The organism is Actinocrispum wychmicini (assembly GCF_004345645.1).
Taxonomy (GTDB): Bacteria; Actinomycetota; Actinomycetes; order Mycobacteriales; family Pseudonocardiaceae; genus Kibdelosporangium; species Kibdelosporangium wychmicini.
Genome location: NZ_SLWS01000001.1, coordinates 1,597,146 through 1,612,715, shown reverse-complemented (window position 1 = coordinate 1,612,715; position 15,570 = coordinate 1,597,146). Strand labels below are relative to the sequence as shown.

General features: G+C 69.4%; 14 protein-coding genes. 4 read left to right on the top strand and 10 right to left on the bottom strand.

The features are described 5' to 3' along the window. Positions 1–111: 111 nt before the first annotated feature. Both EV192_RS08090 and EV192_RS08085 read right to left on the bottom strand, forming a co-directional pair. On the bottom strand, positions 112–765 hold the full coding sequence (locus EV192_RS08090) for a response regulator (protein ID WP_132112547.1): 654 nt from the start codon (positions 763–765) through the stop codon (positions 112–114). Next, positions 762–1,928, bottom strand: coding sequence for a sensor histidine kinase (locus EV192_RS08085; RefSeq protein ID WP_132112545.1), 1,167 nt, complete (start codon positions 1,926–1,928; stop codon positions 762–764). Before EV192_RS08085 ends, EV192_RS08090 begins: the two co-directional genes overlap by 4 nt. Positions 1,929–2,035: 107 nt before the next feature. Between EV192_RS08085 and EV192_RS08080 the strand changes: the two genes are divergently transcribed. After that, positions 2,036–2,563: a hypothetical protein gene (locus EV192_RS08080; protein WP_132112543.1), complete on the top strand. Its 528-nt coding sequence runs from the start codon at positions 2,036–2,038 to the stop codon at positions 2,561–2,563. A 1-nt stretch (position 2,564) separates the two neighbouring features. Here EV192_RS08080 and EV192_RS08075 read toward each other — a convergent pair whose 3' ends face one another. From EV192_RS08075 to EV192_RS08055, 5 genes are all read right to left on the bottom strand, one after another. After that, positions 2,565–3,743 (bottom strand): alpha/beta hydrolase family protein, encoded by a 1,179-nt coding sequence (locus EV192_RS08075; RefSeq protein WP_132112541.1) that lies wholly within the window; start codon positions 3,741–3,743, stop codon positions 2,565–2,567. 88 nt (positions 3,744–3,831) lie between these two features. Beyond that, positions 3,832–5,088, bottom strand: a complete 1,257-nt coding sequence (locus EV192_RS08070; protein ID WP_132112539.1) for a sensor histidine kinase — start codon at positions 5,086–5,088, stop codon at positions 3,832–3,834. Continuing rightward, positions 5,085–5,738: a response regulator transcription factor gene (locus tag EV192_RS08065; protein ID WP_132112537.1), complete on the bottom strand. Its 654-nt coding sequence runs from the start codon at positions 5,736–5,738 to the stop codon at positions 5,085–5,087. Before EV192_RS08065 ends, EV192_RS08070 begins: the two co-directional genes overlap by 4 nt. A 65-nt stretch (positions 5,739–5,803) precedes the next feature. Next, the gene (locus tag EV192_RS08060; RefSeq protein ID WP_132112535.1) at positions 5,804–7,039 is read right to left on the bottom strand and encodes an aminotransferase family protein; all 1,236 of its coding nucleotides are present in this window, start codon (positions 7,037–7,039) and stop codon (positions 5,804–5,806) included. A 26-nt stretch (positions 7,040–7,065) separates the two neighbouring features. Further along, positions 7,066–8,235, bottom strand: coding sequence for an acyl-CoA dehydrogenase family protein (locus tag EV192_RS08055; protein ID WP_132112533.1), 1,170 nt, complete (start codon positions 8,233–8,235; stop codon positions 7,066–7,068). Positions 8,236–8,294: 59 nt separating this feature from the next. On the opposite strand from EV192_RS08055, the gene EV192_RS08050 reads away from it, so the two are divergent. Next, entirely contained in the window at positions 8,295–8,939 is a 645-nt protein-coding gene (locus tag EV192_RS08050) for a GntR family transcriptional regulator (RefSeq protein ID WP_243726683.1), read from the top strand. Here EV192_RS08050 and EV192_RS08045 read toward each other — a convergent pair whose 3' ends face one another. Beyond that, positions 8,940–9,746, bottom strand: a complete 807-nt coding sequence (locus EV192_RS08045) for a hypothetical protein (RefSeq protein WP_165960241.1) — start codon at positions 9,744–9,746, stop codon at positions 8,940–8,942. A gap of 19 nt (positions 9,747–9,765) precedes the next feature. On the opposite strand from EV192_RS08045, the gene EV192_RS08040 reads away from it, so the two are divergent. Both EV192_RS08040 and EV192_RS08035 read left to right on the top strand, forming a co-directional pair. After that, positions 9,766–11,010, top strand: coding sequence for a serine/threonine-protein kinase (locus EV192_RS08040; protein WP_165960240.1), 1,245 nt, complete (start codon positions 9,766–9,768; stop codon positions 11,008–11,010). 125 nt (positions 11,011–11,135) lie between these two features. Continuing rightward, positions 11,136–11,774 carry a lytic polysaccharide monooxygenase auxiliary activity family 9 protein gene (locus tag EV192_RS08035; protein WP_132112527.1) on the top strand — a complete coding sequence of 213 codons (639 nt, stop codon included), beginning with the start codon at positions 11,136–11,138 and terminating at the stop codon, positions 11,772–11,774. A 31-nt stretch (positions 11,775–11,805) separates the two neighbouring features. Here the strand turns inward: EV192_RS08035 and EV192_RS08030 are convergent, their stop codons facing one another. Then, positions 11,806–12,135, bottom strand: a complete 330-nt coding sequence (locus EV192_RS08030; protein WP_132112525.1) for a hypothetical protein — start codon at positions 12,133–12,135, stop codon at positions 11,806–11,808. Positions 12,136–12,216: 81 nt separating this feature from the next. After that, a complete protein-coding gene (locus EV192_RS08025) occupies positions 12,217–15,429 on the bottom strand; it encodes a S8 family serine peptidase (protein ID WP_243726727.1) in 3,213 nt (1,070 codons plus the stop codon). Positions 15,430–15,570 lie beyond the last annotated feature (141 nt).

Here is a 15,570-nt window from a genome sequence, read left to right as displayed (position 1 = left end):
CGATCAGGTGACGTGAACGGACCCTAGGCAACCCGAGTCACAGGTCCGTACACGCTCACTCGTTATCTCATCATGTGGGCGGTTAGTAACGCACTCTGTGAGATTCCCTTGTTACGCCGTGTCAGAGATCAGGCCGGCTTCCTGGGCCAGAATCGCCGCCTGCACCCTGGACCGCAGGTCGAGTTTGGTGAGCACGCGGGACACGTGCGTCTTGACGGTCGTCTCGCCGATGAAAAGCCGTTTGCCGATCTCATGGTTCGACAGGCCCTCGCCGAGACACACCAGGACCTCACGCTCACGCTCGGTGAGCAGGTCCAGACCGGCCGGGGTGCTGACCGGCTTGGGCACGGCCGCCGCGAACGTCCGCAGCAGGCGGCGGGTCACGCTCGGCTCGATCACCCCGTCGCCGGCCGCGACCAGGCGGACCGACTCCACCAGCCGGACCGCCTCGACCGACTTCAGCAGGAACCCGGCGGCGCCGGCCCGCAACGCGCCGTGCACGTACTCGTCCAGGTCGAACGTGGTCAGCACGACCACGTCGCACACGGCGTCCTGGGTCAGCTCCCTGGTCGCGGCGATGCCGTCCATGTTCGGCATCCGGATGTCCATCAGCACCACGTCCGGGCGCAGATTCCGGGCCATCTGGACGGCCGTGGCGCCGTCACCGGCCTCGCCGACGACAGTGATGTCCTCGGCGCCGTCCAGGATCATCACCAGACCCGCCCGGATCGCCGCGTGGTCGTCCGCGACCAGCACCCGTATCACGTCAGACCTCCCGTAGGCAGCACCGCGCGCACCTGCCAGCCGCCGGATCCCGGGCCGGCGATCAGCGAGCCGCCGACGGCGTGTGCTCGTTCCCGCATACTCACCAGTCCGGTGCCGGTGCCGCCAGTCGACGGGCCGGTGAGCGAGTTGGTCACCTCCACCACCAGCTCGGCGCCGGCCACCGCGACGCACACCCGTGCGGACCCGCCGGCCGCGTGTTTCATCGCGTTGGTCAACGCCTCCTGGATGATCCGGTACGCGGCCAGGTCGACCGCGACCGGCAGGCCGTCCACTCCGGACCACTCGACGTCGACCGTGAGCCCGCCGGCGCGGGCGGACGACACCAGCCGGTCCAGGTCGGCCAGCCGGGCCGGCGCGGTCCGCGCGTCCTCGCCGTCCCGCAGCACCTCGATCATCGCCCGCATCTCCGTCAACGACTGGACGCTGTTCGCCCGCACCGACTTCAACACCGAACGCACCAGCTCCGGCTTGGAGTCCATGATGGACAGTACCGCCTCGGACTGGATCGCGATGGCGGACAGGTGACCGGCGACGACGTCATGCAGGTCCCTGGCCATCCGGGCGCGTTCGGCCGTGACCGCGGCCTGCCGGTCCAACTCGTTGATCCGGGCCAACTGCCGGGCGCTCGCCCGTTCCCGCTCGGCGATCTCCTTGTGCTGCCGGATGTTGAACGCCCACCACACCGGCACGATCACCAGGCTGAACACGCCAAGCCCGATCCCGACCGTGGCGCGCAAGTTGTGCAGCACCACCGCGGCGACCACCACGACCGCGAACACGAAGCCCACCACCGCCCGCACGATCCAGCGGGCGGCGCGGGGTGAGCTGTGCAGCGTGCCACAGAACAACAGGTCGAGGAAGACGATCATGACCGGGGTGCTCGGCCCGGTCGCGTTGTCGGCGGCGAACACCACCAGGCCGGCGACCAGCGCGGCGAGCGGCCTGGTCCGGCGGAACGTCTGGGCGACGCAGATCACGAACAGGAACACCCAGTGCAGCCACAGCGGCGACGGCGGAAAACCCGGGCTCACCGAGCCGAGGTCGGTGAGGTACAGCAGGCCGAGCAGCAGCGAGGACACCGCGATCCACCGATCCCACCAGGGCCGTTCGCTGAGGCGGGAGATCGACTGCCCGAAGAGCACACCCCATCAGAACACATCCGCCCGGCGCCGGCGGTCCTTCGAAGGGATGACCGGCGGCCGTTCGTCCGCCTGACGATTCGCCGGCGCCGACCGGCCACGCTGGACACATGCTGATGGTGATCGGGGCGTGCGAGATCGGGTTCTGGGTGTTCCTCGCCGCCGGGCTGGCGACGCGGTACCTGCTGCGCTGGCGGACAGTGAGCAAGGTCCTACTGATCTGTGTGCCGCTCGTGGATGTGGTCCTGCTCGTGGTCACGGTGATCGACCTGGGCAAGGGCGCCGAGGCGAGCTTCACGCACGGCCTGGCCGCGGCGTACCTCGGCTTCAGTGTCGCGTTCGGACACAGCATGATGCGGTGGGCGGACCAGCGGTTCGCCCACCGCTTCGCGAACGGCCCGGCGCCGTGGAAGCCGCCGAAGTCAGGGCCGGAGCGGGTGCGTCATGAGTGGCGGGAATGGGGCAAGTGCGTACTCGCGTGCGGCATCGCCTGCGCGGTCATGGCGGTGTTGATCTTCATGGTCAGCACGCCACAGCACACGACGGCCCTGTGGCAGGGCATGATGCCCAAACTCGCCCTGATCACCGGCATCTGGCTGCTCTGGCCGCTGACCACGTCCCGCAAGCCGGCCGCCTAGATCAGGGCTGGAACAACATTTCCGGGAACCGCGGCGACGGGCCGTCGAGCAGGTGCTCGTCGTGGTGACGCAGGTGCAGCTCGAAGAACGCGTCCACATAGCTGGACTGGACCTTGATCGCCCGCGCCGGGTCGATCGTGCCGATGATGGCGGCGAGTTGGACCGGCGTCAGGCCCATCACCGACGCCGTCTGCGGGAAGATGACCTCCGCGTCGGAGTACGAGAGGTGCCGGGAACCTTGCAGCTGGAAGTCGCGTTTCCAGCCGGTCGAGGCGTTCCAGAACGGGCCCCAGCTCGGGTCGGTGTCCCGGGTCTTGTCCTGGTGGGCCAACAGCATGGCCGGGCGGTTCAGGCCGGCGGTGACGACCGGCCCGAACAGCGTGCCGTCCATGTCGACGCCTGCCTTGATCCGCGGGTCGTCGAGCATGGTCGCGAACGTGGTGGCCCCGCCCAACGAGTGGCCGAACATGCCCACCCGGTTGAGGTCGAGCGCACCACACAGGCCTTGCGGCAGCGGGTGACGTTCGGCGTCCGGGTTGGCGCCGTGGTCGATCGCGGTCAGCTCGTCCAGCAGGAACCGGGTGTCCTTGTCCCGCTCCGCCACCTCGTCGGTGAGCTGTTGGAGGGTCTGGTCGTTCGGTAGGACCCGCTGCGCGACCCGGCCGTCCGGAAACTCGACCTCGTCGTCGCTGTACGTGTGGTCGACCGTCGCGACCAGGTAGCCGCGGCTGGCCAACTCCTGCACGAGCGCGGTGTTGACGGCACGGTCACCGGTCGACGGCGGCGAGTACAGGATCACCGGCAGGCCACCCGGGTGGCGGTCCACGGGCGCACCGTCATGGCCGGCGGTCTGCGGCACCACCACCGAGTCCGCGGGAATCCCACGATTGTGCTCGAACGACGACCAGGCGCCCGGCGTCATGTACGGCACGGTCGGGTAGCGATCGGCGTGGCGGGCCGGGTACCACAGGCTCACCATCAGCTCGCGCGTCTGGCCCGGCACCCAGGGGTCCGGGCGCCCGGCCTGCACCAGGTGCAGCGACACCGTGCCGATGGCGTCGGGACCGGTCGGTGCGGGCATCGTGAGCTGTATCGGTGCCGTCGACGCGGTGGCCGGCACGGCTGTGGCCAGCACGGCAGCCACCCCGGCCGCGAGCGGCAGGAAACGACGCAATTCCATGAATCTCCCCTATCTCGGAAACTGCGAACACCCACCAGCGTGCCGGGGAACGCCTAACACGGCGGTCTCGACATCGGTTAACCCGCTGTTATCGCCAGCCACCGAAGCACAACGTCACCGTCAGCCCGCCACCCGGCCGGGGCCGGGTACGCACCGTGGCGCGGTGCGACGCGGCCACCGCGCGGACAATGGACAATCCGAGCCCGAATCCCTCACTGTGCAACCGGGACCGGTCGGCCCGATAGAACGGCTCGAACAACCGGTCGATGTCCGCAGGCGGCACGACTGGCCCGGTGTTGCTCACCTCCAGCACGACGCCATGGTCCGATGGGGAAGTGCTGGCGCGGGTGAGCACGTGCACGCGGCCGGCGCTGACGTTGTGCCGCACCGCGTTCTCCACCAGGTTGGCGACCGCGCGGGACAGCAGCGCGATATCGCCGTGCACCGGCGCAGGAGCCAGCTCGGTGGTCACGGTCAGGCCGTTCCGACGAATCTCGCCGCGCACCGCGTCCAACGCCTCCATCGCCAGATCCGCGAGATCGTCGCTGCCGACCTGCTGCACCGCGGACTCGCTGCGCGCGAGCGCGAGCAGGCCCGCGATCAGCCGTTCCGCGCGAATGGTCGCCCGCTGCACCTCGACACCCATGGCGCGCAACTGGTCGACGGTGGGGTCCGCTTTGGCCAAGGTCACGTCCACCACGGCGCGGGTCACCGACAGCGGCGTGCGCAGTTCGTGGCTGGCGTTGGCGACGAACCGCCGCTGCGCGTCGAACGCCGTGTCCAGCCGTTCGAGCATGGCGTCGAACGTGTCACCCAGTTCCGTCAGTTCGTCCGGCGGGCCAGGCAAGTTCAGCCGTTCGTGCAAGGTCGTCTCGCTGGCCCTACGCGCCGCCTCGGTGACCCGTTTCAGCCGCCGCACCACGCGCCCGGCGATCCACCAGCCGGCCGCCACCGAGAACAGGGCCAGCCCACCGAGCAGCACCCCGGACGACTCGACGAGCCGACTGATCGCCTCATCGCGCAGTCGCTCACGCAACTGCGTCTCGATGGCGGTGGTGCTGCCGTTCCTCGTGTTGATGAACCAGGTGATGACCGGAGCCAACTGCCGGTACTTGACGAGCACCTGGACGAGCACCTCGGCCGGCACGATCAGATCGGCCAGCGCGAGCTTCTTCTGTGGGAGCAAGGACGGTGGCAGGGGCGCGAACAGGTCCTTGTCCACCAGCGCCACCGCCCCGCCGATCAGCAGCGTCCCACCGAGCAGCACCATCGACCCGTAGGTCAGGGTCAACCGCATCCGGATGGTCAGCCTGGGCCGGTGCCACCAGGTCGACAACGGTCTCATGGAATCCGGTAGCCCGCGCCGGTGACCGTCTCCACCATCGGCGGATCACCGAGCTTGCGCCGCAACCGGTTCATCGTCACGCGCACGCAGTTGCTGAACGGGTCGGCGTACTCGTCCCACACCCGTTCCAACAGTTCCTCGTGGCTGACCACCCCGCCGTCCGCCGCCAGCAACACTTCGAGGACGCCGTACTCCTTGACCGACAAGGAAATCGGCTGACCACTGCGGGCCACCGCCCGGCGCAGCGTGTCCATCACCAAGTCCTGCCGCGCGAACACCGGCGCCCGCCCGCGGCCCCGCCGGGCCAGCGCCCGAACCCGCAGCACCAGCTCGGCGAACGCGAACGGCTTGGCCAGATAGTCGTCCGCGCCGAGCTGCAACCCGTCCAGCCGGTCGGACAGCTCCGCCGCCGCGGTCAGCATCAGCACCATGGGCGCGGCCGGATCCTGCGACAGCGAGCGGCACACCACGTCGCCGTGCACCACAGGCAGGTCCCGGTCCAGGATCATCACGTCGTAGTCGTTGGCGTCGAGCTTGGCCAGCGCCGCGCCACCGTCCGGCGCGACGTCCACCGCCATGCCGTTGTCCCGCAGCCCGTCCGCGACCGCGGCCGCTAATCCGCTCTCGTCCTCCGCAAGCAGCACCCGCATCAATACTGCCCCCTCCCCGGACACGGTGCCACGCCGCACATAACGCCGACGTAACAGCGCGCTTCCTAGAGAGCTGCCAGTGCGGCCTGCAGGCCGGTGACGAGGTCGACGACCTGGGCGTCGGTCATGGTCAGTGCCGGCGAGATCTGCAGTCCACCCGTGCCGACCGCGCGGGTGGACACGCCGTGCTGCCGGGCCAGTCGGACCAGTTTCAGCGCGTTGGCCGCTTCCGCCAGTTGAACGGCCGCGACCGCGCCGAAGCCGCTGCGGACCTCGGCGACCGCCGGGTGCCCGGCCAGGACCGCCAACTCTTTGTCCAATGTGGACTCCAGGCGGGCGGCCGACGTGAGCAGGTCCTCCCGCTCGACGATGTCCAGGTTGGCCATGGCGACCGCGGCGCTCGTGGCGTGCCCGGAGTACGTGTAGCCGTGCCGCCACCACACCCCGGCGCCGGCCCGGTGGAACGGCTCGGCCACCCGGCCCGCCACCAGCAGCGCGCCCATCGGCAGGTATCCGCTGGTCAGCCCCTTCGCGGTGGTGATCATGTCCGGATCCAGGTCGAACCGGGCGCTGGCGAACCACGCGCCGCCGATCCGGCCGTACCCGGTGATCACCTCGTCCGCGACGAACAGAATGTCGTTGTCCCGGCACACCTGGCGGACCTCGGCCAGGTAGCCGTCCGGCGGCGGGTACACGCCCCCCGCGCCGATCACCGGCTCGCAGAAGAACGCCGCGATCCGGTCCGCGCCCAGCCGCTCGATCGCCTCACGCAACCCGTCGGCCTTGTCCCAGCTGACCGTGGCCGCGTCGGGCATCAGCTCGCCGTAGCCGTCCCGGTTCGGCTGGATCCCGGCCAGCGCGGTGCCGCCGACGTGGGTGCCGTGGTACGCGCGCTCCCGGCCGATCACGATCGCCTTGTCCGGCCGGCCCAGCTCGTGCCAGTAGCGGCGGGCGAGCTTGACCGCGCTGTCGATCGAGTCCGACCCGCCGCTGGTGAAGAACACTTTCGTGGCGGCCATCGGCGAGATCGACGCCAGCCGCTCAGCCAACGCGATCGTCGACGGCGTGGCCACGTCCCCGAACGTGTAGTAGGCGGCGATGTCCCGCATCTGGCCGGCCGCGGCGTCGGCGATCTCCGCCCGGCCGTGCCCGACGTTCACGAACCACAGGCCGGCGGTCGCGTCGAGGTACTTACGCCCGTCCGTGTCGTAGACGTACACACCCTCGCCGCGGGCGACGACGAACTCACCGTTCTGCTGGACCGCACCCATGTCCGAGAACGGGTGCCACAACGCCGCCATTGCTCCTCCTACCGGAACTGCGTGAACTACCTGAACGCGCTCACGCCTGTGAGCGCCTGGCCGATGACGAGCAAGTGGACCTCGCTCGTCCCCTCGTAGGTAAGCACTGATTCGAGGTTGTTCGCATGCCGCATCACCGGGTACTCAAGGGTGATGCCGTTCGCGCCGAGGATCGTGCGGGCCTCCCGGGCGATCTGGATGGCCGCCCGGACGTTGTTCAGCTTGCCCATGCTGACGTGCTCCGGCCGGAGTGTCCCGCTGTCCTTCAGCCGGCCGATCCGTTCCGCCAGCAGCATGCCTTTGCCCAGCTCAAGCGCCATTTCGGCGAGCTTTTCCTGAGTCAGCTGATATGCGCTGAGCGGCTTGTCGAAGACCTCTCGGTCGTTCGCGTACGCGATCGCCGTCTCCAGGCAGTCACGGGCCGCGCCCAACGCGCCGAACACGATCCCGAACCGGGCCTCGTTGAGGCAGCCGAGCGGGCTGGACAGGCCCTTGCTCTTCGGCAGGACCGCGGCCGCGGGCAGCCGCACGTCCTCCAGCACGAGCTCGCTCGTGACCGACGCGCGCAGGGAGAGCTTGCCGGGCACGGTGTTCGCCGTGAACCCCTTGGTCGACGTGGGCACGACGAACCCACGAACACCCTCGTCGGCGCGGGCCCACACGATGGCCACGTCGGCCACAGAACCGTTGGTGATCCACATCTTGGTGCCGTTGAGCACCCAGTCGGCGCCGTCCTTCTTGGCGGTGGTGCGCATCCCGCCGGGGTTGGAGCCGAAGTCCGCCTCGGTCAGGCCGAAACAGCCGATCTTCTCGCCCGTGGCCATGGCCGGCAGCCATTCGTTCTTCTGCTCGTCGCTGCCGTAGGCGTGGATCGCGTACATGGCGAGCGACCCCTGAACGGACACCAGGCTGCGGATACCGGAGTCGGCCGCCTCCAGCTCGTGGCACGCCAGGCCGTAGGACACCGCGTTGGTGCCCGCGCAGCCGTAGCCGTCAAGGTGCATCCCGAGGACACCGAGCTTGCCCAGCTCGACGGCCAGTTCACGAGCTGGGATCACGCCCTGCTCGAACCACTCGGCGAGGTGCGGGCGGACGTGTTCGGCGCAGAACCGGCGCACGGTGTCACGGATCGCGCGTTCCTCGTCGGAGAACAGGTCGTCGGCGGCGACGAGGTCCAGGGGCGGGATACCAGTCATGACCAGCAGGCTAGCCAGGGTTGGATACAATATCAATTCTCCAATGATAGGCTCGGCCGGTGACCAAGCGCCCGCCGACGGCCCAGGAATTCGTGCTGGACGAGCTGCGCCGGCTGATCCTGACCGGCGAGATGGCGGCCGGCTCCCCGATCCGGCAGGACGCCCTCGCCGAACGCCTCGGCGTCAGCCGGGTCCCGTTGCGGGAGGCGCTGCGGACCCTGGAGGGCGAAGGCCAGGTCACGTACCGGCCGCACCACGGCTACCAGGTCGCCGACCTCTCCCTGGACGACCTGCTGGAGGTCTACCGAATCCGCGAACTGCTGGAAACCGAGGCGACCGTCCGGGCCGTCCCCCGGCTGACCGACACCGACATCGACCGCCTGCTCCAGGCCAAGGCGGATATCGAAAAAGCCGCCCAGGCCGGCGACATAGTGGCGATGGCCGCGGCGAACCGCCAATTCCACTTCATCGTGCTCGAAGCCGCCGGAATGCCCCGGCTGACCCGTCTGGTCCGAGTCCTCTGGGACGCCACAGACGCCTACCGCGCGCTGTACTACAGCGTGCCCGAACACAGAGACCGAGTGCACCACGAGCACAACGCGATAATCGAGGCGATCCGCGCAAAGGACACAGCCAAAGTCGCGCACCTCTGGGACGAGCACCGCGCCGGCGCCGTCGAAGCCTTGCGCCAGGTCGTGCCGTAGTCAGGGCGAGTTTTCGAGGGTTTCCAGGGCTCGACGGGCTCGTTCGGCGGCTTTTTCGGCCGTTCTGAACACCGTTCGGGTTTCTCTGACTTCGCTGTTCGCTTCCTTTTCCGCGGTACGGGCTCGTTCCAGGTCCGCTTCGAGGTCTCGGACCTGGGTGGCCGCGCGTTCGGCTTTTTGTTCGGCGTGGGCCAGGGCGTTCTGGGCCCGCTCGCGGACTTCGGCGGCGTGCTGGGCTTCAGCTCGGGCCCGGCCCAGATCTTGGCGGCGGCGTTCGGCGCGCTGCTCGCGGCGCAGCGCGACCTCGTCGACGACCGGTGGCGACGCGTCCGGCCAGCCCTCCGGTGTGGCCAGGTCGGCGGTGGCGGCCAGGGTGCCGGTCATCAGGGTCTCGGTCACCGCCGGGTCGGCGAGCGCCGCCGTGAACACGGATTCGACATCCCGCAGAACGGTGTCGCTGAGCTTCTGCCCCTCGTCGTTCGCGATGGACCGAACCTGCGTGACCATCGCGCGCACCACCTGCCGGCGTTGCTGGGAGAGCTCGCGGATCGTCTCGCCGTCGAACCGGCCGTGGGCGTCCCGCAACGCGGCGCCCAGGTTGGCCAGGCGCTTCAGCTCCGCGGGCGCGCGCCGGGCGAGCAGGTTGAGCACCCACGCCGCCTGGGACGGCTTTCTTAACTTGGCTATCTTCTCCGCGGCCTCCTTGTCGCCCGCTTCTTTCGCCGCACGCGCGTACTCCGTCCGGGCGGCCATGAATTCACCTGGTCGCAGGGCATAGAGGTGGTGCGCTATGGACTTGAGATCCATAGTCACTAGTGTGGCCCAGATGTACGAGGAATCCGGCGGACGCGCCGCGCCCGTGCTGGCTGATCGCTACAAGCTGATCGCGCAGCTCGGACGTGGCGGCACCGCCCGGGTCCTGCGGGCATGGGATCAGCGGCTGGGTCGCGAGGTCGCGGTCAAGATCTTCCAGCCGCACGCCGACCCGGTGGGTCGGGTGCGGTTCGAGGACGAGGCCACGCTGCTCGCCGGATTCGACCACCCCGGCCTGGTCAAGGTCTACGACTCGGGATGCGTCCACGGCGAGCCGTTCCTCGTCCTCGAACTGGTCGACGGCCAGCATCTCGGCCGCCGGATCGACGCCGGGCCACTGGGTGTGGAGGAGACCCGCACGCTCGGCGCGGACCTGGCGGACGCGTTGGCGTACGTGCACGCGCGCGGTGTGGTGCACCGGGATCTCAAGCCGGGCAACGTGCTGCTCGACTCGGCTTCACGGCCGCACCTGGCCGACTTCGGATTGGCGAAGTTGTTGGCGCGCAGTGGGATCACCGCGTCCGACCGGCTCGTGGGGACGGCCGCGTACCTGTCGCCGGAACAGGTCCTGGGGACGACGGTCGGGCCGCCCGCCGACATCTACGCGCTCGGCCTGGTGCTGCTGGAATGCCTGACCGGCGAGGTCGAGTATCCCGGCCTGGAAGCCGAGACGGTGTTGGCGCGGATCAGCCGCCGGCCACGGATCCCGATCGGCGTGCCGGCGTCGATCACGACGGCGTTGGAGCTGATGACGCGCAACGATCCGGCGGATCGCCCCTCGGCCGACGAGTGCGCCGAGATGCTCCGCGCCGACCGGCCGACCACCCCGATCGTCCGTACCCGGCGGTTCCCGCGGGTCGCGGCCGTCGCCACGGTCAGCGCCGGGGTGGCCGCGGGCGTGGTCGCGCTGTGGGCGTCCACGCTATCCGGCGAGCCGGTCCCCCAGCCGCCCCCTGGGCACAGTGGCGCCGTCGGTTCGACGCTCGGCCAGGTGGTCCCGTCGCAGGTACCCGGGCCGCCGGCGCAACAACAACCCGCCCGACGGTCGCAGCAGGCGGTGGCCGAGCCGAAGCCGTCGACGACCGTGACGGTCACCGAGTCCGTGCCCGGAGCCCAGACCGGGAACGCGGCCGGCAGCGAGAACGGGAACGCGGGGGTGGCCCAGCAGCCCGGTGGGCCCCCGGCGCAGGGCGGCCGGAACAGGAAGTCCAAGAAGCCGAAGGGCTCGACCCCCGGCGGGCCCGGCGCGGCGCCGTAGGAAGGTGGGATGGGTTAGCCCGAATGGCGCTAGCCACGGTGGACTAGACCAATTCAGAATCGGAGGCACTTCTCTTTTCATGGGTCGGGGCGCGACGACTACATGACATCCTGCAAGGAGACGTCATGCCCAAGCGTTATCGCGCCGCCCTCGTGGCCTTCGCCGGCGCCCTGCCCATCCTGCTGTCCGCGGTGCTGCCGGTCACGTCGGCGAGCGCGCACGGCACCACCATGAATCCGCCGAGCCGGACATGGCAGTGCCGATTCAACGAAAGCCCGGAGAACCCACAGTCGGCCGCGTGCAAGGCCGCTATCGCGGCCGGCGGCACCCAGCCGTTCTACGACTGGAACGAGGTGAACCTGCCGAACGCCGGCGGGAACTCCCAGGCCCTGATCCCGGACGGCCAGCTGTGCGGCGCCGGCCGGGCCAAGTACGCGGGCATCAACCTGGCCCGCAACGACTGGCCGGCCACCAAGCTCACCTCCGGTGCCAGCATCACCATGACGATCAAGGAAACCGCCGCGCACCTCGGGATCTGGACGTCGTACATCACGAAGAACGGCTACAACCCGCTCACTCCGCTGCGGTGGTCCGACCTTGAGGTGTTCAACACCGTGCAGAACCCGTCGTTGTCCAACGGCATCTACTCGATCTCGGCCCGGCTGCCGGCCCGTACCGGCCGGCACGTGATCTTCACGATCTGGCAGCGCCAGCAGCCGGACAGCGCGGAGGCCTTCTACCTGTGCAGTGACGTGACTTTCTAGGAGGGAGTCCGCCGTCCTCGTGGACCTCGGTTCACGAGGGCGGTCCGCCACGGTCGACCAGTCCCTCAACCTGGACCGCGGTGACCCCGGGCAGCGCCTTCACTTTTGACACAACGTCACTGGGGACGCTCACTCTCAGGTAGCCGACGCTCGCGTCACTGGCGACGACCCGTCCGCCCAACGCGGTCACCGCCGTGGCGACCTCGTCGGCCTTGCCGTCCACAGTGGACACGATGAGTCCGGTGCCGCGCACGGAAGGCTCCTGGGTCTGGGGAACGGAACTCGGTACGCTCGCGGGCTCCTGGCGCGCGCCACAGCCGGCGGCCAGCACGACCACCAGGATCACCGCGAAGGACCTCATAGCCCAAGGACGGTATACCGGTCGAACCGGTTGCACATGGTGAAGCCCCTCGGCGGATCCGAGGGGCTTCACCATTGGCACCTAGCTCACCGAGCCGATCTGCACGACACCGCCGCCGACGATCGAGCCGTCGCTGGTGCGGACGTTGATGTCGCCGCGCAGCTTCCGGCCGGCCGGGGGCACGGAGGCCGCCGTGACCGTCGCCGACGCCGTCCACGTGGCACCCGTCGCACGCTGGGCGTCAGTGTCCGTGATGGACACCGTGCCCAGGGTGGGCGAGCTGAACATGTCGGCGTAGTCGAAGTCCGTGGTGCCGCCGGGCACCGCGAAGCCGACCACCAGGGCGATCCACCGGCCGGGCGCCGGGTTGTTGATGGTGACCTGCTCGTCGGCGGTCGCGCCGCCGCTCACGGCCGTCTGCACACAACTGCCGGTGGTGCAGTTGAACAGATACAGGTCAAGGTCGGACGCGGCCACACTTGGGTTGCCGGTCGTCACCCGCAACGACGTCGAGCCCGGCACCACGGTGATCGGGAACTGGGACTGCTTCCCCTCCGCGATGGTCGGCCGCAGGTTCAGCACGCTGCTCAGCGGGCCGCCGGCCAGCTTGCCGTTGAAGGCACCCGCCGAGTTCGCCACCGAGTAGCTACGCGCCAGCGGCACACCCGCCTGCAGGCTGGGGATGACGTCCGGGTTCGGCGTGACCTGGGTCGTGATCGCCGTCGCCGTGATGGAGTACGGCGCCGCGGGCACGTCCGAGGTCCGGCGGGCCTCCACGTAGAACTCCCAGACACCGGGGATCGGGTTGGTCACCGTGCGGGAGGTCGGCGAGCCGGTGGCGCAGCCGCCGCCCGCGTCCGGGTTGTAGCAGATCGTGGAGTTCACCGGGTACTCGGTCGGGATGCCCCTCGGGTCGATCCGGATGAACCGGACCTGGCCCTTGCCGGCCGCGCCACCGCCGGTCAGGTCGATCTTCAGACCGGTCGTGCCCTGCGGGACACGCACCAGGAACGACTTGAACTCGTTGCGGTCGATCTTCCCGTTGGCGCTGTACGAGAACCCGTTGCGGGCGTTGAGTTCCTGCGGCGCGAACACCGTGTTCAGGATCGGACTGTCGACGCCGAGCGTGAACGGGTTGTCCAGCTGCAGGATCGCCGAGTGGATGCCCGTGTCCCGCGGGTTCACCTGGACGTCCACCTTCACCGGCTGGTTCAGCGGCAGCCAGACGTTGTGCTGCGACGAGAACGTGCCGTCGTCGCCCTGCCAGCGGAGCCGGTAGAACTGCGGGCTCGGCGACCCCGTGGTCCGCGTGAACGTGTACGTCCGCACGTACTTCTTGCCGGCCGTCACGCCCTCGCGGTCGTGGATGCCGACGCCGATGCCCGGCTTGGCCAGCCCGTCGGACAGCACCGTGTGCACCTCCACCGAGCTGGTCACGGTGTCGGTGTTCGGGCCGAGCTGCAGCAGGAAGAACGCGCCGAACACGTCGAACAGGCCGTTGCCCTGCTCGTACGCGCCGAACTCGTCGATGTAGCGGGCGGACGAGTAGATCGCGGTCCGCAGCTGCGCCACCGGCGGGCGCTTGCCGCCGTGGGTCGCCTTGTACGCGCTGATCAGCAGGGCCGCCGCGCCGGTCGCCTGCGGGGCTGCCATCGACGTGCCCTGAAGGTGCGCGTAGCCGGCCGGCAGGTCGTACGTGCCAGGCACCGCCGCGCCCGGGTTCCAGCGCGGTACGGTCGAGATCGCGGAGCCGGGAGCGACGATGTTCGGCTTGAAACCGCCGTTCTCACTCGGGCCACGGGACGAGAACGGGTGCAGGTTCTCGCGCTGCTTGGTCTCCGAACCGTAGTTCGACAGCCAGGTCGCGGAGGTGATGTACGAGCCGACGCTCACCGCGTCCGTGGCCACCGACGGGTCGCCGACGGTGTTCGCGCCGGAACCGTCGTTGCCGGCCGAGATGAACAGCTGCACGTTGTACTGCGCGATGATCCGGTTGTAGATCTGCGCCCGCGCGGAGCTGCCGTCGTTGAGCGCCGGCAGGCTACCGATGGAGATGTTCACGACGTCGGCGCCGTTACGCGCCGCGTACAGCACGCCGTCGGTGAGGCCGCTGTCCGTGCACGAAGTCGTGGTGAGGCATGCCTTGACGGACATGAGCTTCGCACCCGGCGCGGCGCCTTCCACCTTGCCGCCGAACAGGTCGTTGCCCGCCGCGATGCCGGCGACGTGCGAACCGTGCTCGGCACCCGCGATGCCGATGTCGACGAACGGGGTGTCTTCAGTGCCGTACACGGACTTGTCCGTCTGCACGACGAACGCGACGCGCTCGACCACGTCCGTGGCCGGGTTGTCCGTGCCGAAGAAGCCGACGTCCTGCTTGACCTTGTAGTCGATCATCGGCTTGTCGTCGGTGAAGTCGCCGTTGCCGTTCAGGTCGACCCGGACCTCTTTGGTCGTGACGTCCTGTAGCACGCCGATCTTCTCGCCCCGGACGCCGTTACGGTTGACGTCACCGCCGAGCTCGCTGCCGGCGCTGCCCAGGTCGCTGGCGCCGTTGGTCTCGCTGAACACGCCGACGCTGTACGGGCCGCCGGTGGCGGGCGCGGTCCAGGTCTTCCCGCCGACGGTGAACTGGCCGGTGTGCGTGTCCTGGGACATGGCCACCCAGGTGCCGTCGCCGGAGTCGGGGGCGTTCGCGTCGTACCAGTCGGTGATCTTGCGGTCGCCGCGGCTGGTCTTGGCCAGCGCCGGGTGGTCCAGGTCGATGCCACTGTCCAGAATGGCCACGGTGACGTCCTTGCCGTCCCAGAACGGGAACAGCTGGCCGAACTGGGCGGCGTGGGTGTCCCGGGTCGGCATGTACGGGTTCGACCGTGGGGTGTTGGCGCCCGGTGCCGGCTGCGGCAGCGGGTTGCCCGCGCCGGCCTCCTTGGGGTCGTCCTGCGCGATCAGGCCGTCGACGTCGATCGACCGGACCGAGTCGAGCCGGGCGGCCTTCCTGGCCGCTTCGGGCGACAGGGTCGCCTTGATGTAGTCCACGTCCTTCTCGGTGGACCGCACCTTCGCGCCGATCGAGCGCAACTCGGCCGCTGCCGCGTCCGACCGGCCCTTCTCGGCGGCCACCAGGATGGACACCTCGGGCCGCCCCTCTTGTTCGGCGGCTGCCACGAGCGCGCGGTCCCGCGCGTCGAGCTGCTTGTCCGAAGCCGGCACGGGCTGCTCGGCGGGTGGCTGCGCGAACGCGGCGGGCGTGGACAGGCCGAACAGGGCGGTGCTCAGTGCGAGCACCGCCATGCCGGCTCTGGATCTGGCTGTGGTCACGGCGAAAACCCTTCGTGGGGATCCCATAGGTCGTGCTTTACGAAGCACATCCCGCCGGTGACCGCCGCTCAATCAGACAACCGGCCTATTCCCTCGAAGTCCACATTGGTCTGA

Coding starts and splice junctions, on each gene's coding strand:
- EV192_RS08080 (WP_132112543.1), top strand. CDS start 2,036: ATGCTGATGGTGATCGGGGCGTGCGAGATCGGGTTCTGGGTGTTCCTC.
- EV192_RS08075 (WP_132112541.1), bottom strand. CDS start 3,743: ATGGAATTGCGTCGTTTCCTGCCGCTCGCGGCCGGGGTGGCTGCCGTG.
- EV192_RS08070 (WP_132112539.1), bottom strand. CDS start 5,088: ATGAGACCGTTGTCGACCTGGTGGCACCGGCCCAGGCTGACCATCCGG.
- EV192_RS08065 (WP_132112537.1), bottom strand. CDS start 5,738: ATGCGGGTGCTGCTTGCGGAGGACGAGAGCGGATTAGCGGCCGCGGTC.
- EV192_RS08060 (WP_132112535.1), bottom strand. CDS start 7,039: ATGGCGGCGTTGTGGCACCCGTTCTCGGACATGGGTGCGGTCCAGCAG.
- EV192_RS08055 (WP_132112533.1), bottom strand. CDS start 8,235: ATGACTGGTATCCCGCCCCTGGACCTCGTCGCCGCCGACGACCTGTTC.
- EV192_RS08045 (WP_165960241.1), bottom strand. CDS start 9,746: ATGGATCTCAAGTCCATAGCGCACCACCTCTATGCCCTGCGACCAGGT.
- EV192_RS08040 (WP_165960240.1), top strand. CDS start 9,766: ATGTACGAGGAATCCGGCGGACGCGCCGCGCCCGTGCTGGCTGATCGC.
- EV192_RS08035 (WP_132112527.1), top strand. CDS start 11,136: ATGCCCAAGCGTTATCGCGCCGCCCTCGTGGCCTTCGCCGGCGCCCTG.
- EV192_RS08030 (WP_132112525.1), bottom strand. CDS start 12,135: ATGAGGTCCTTCGCGGTGATCCTGGTGGTCGTGCTGGCCGCCGGCTGT.
- EV192_RS08025 (WP_243726727.1), bottom strand. CDS start 15,429: ATGGCGGTGCTCGCACTGAGCACCGCCCTGTTCGGCCTGTCCACGCCC.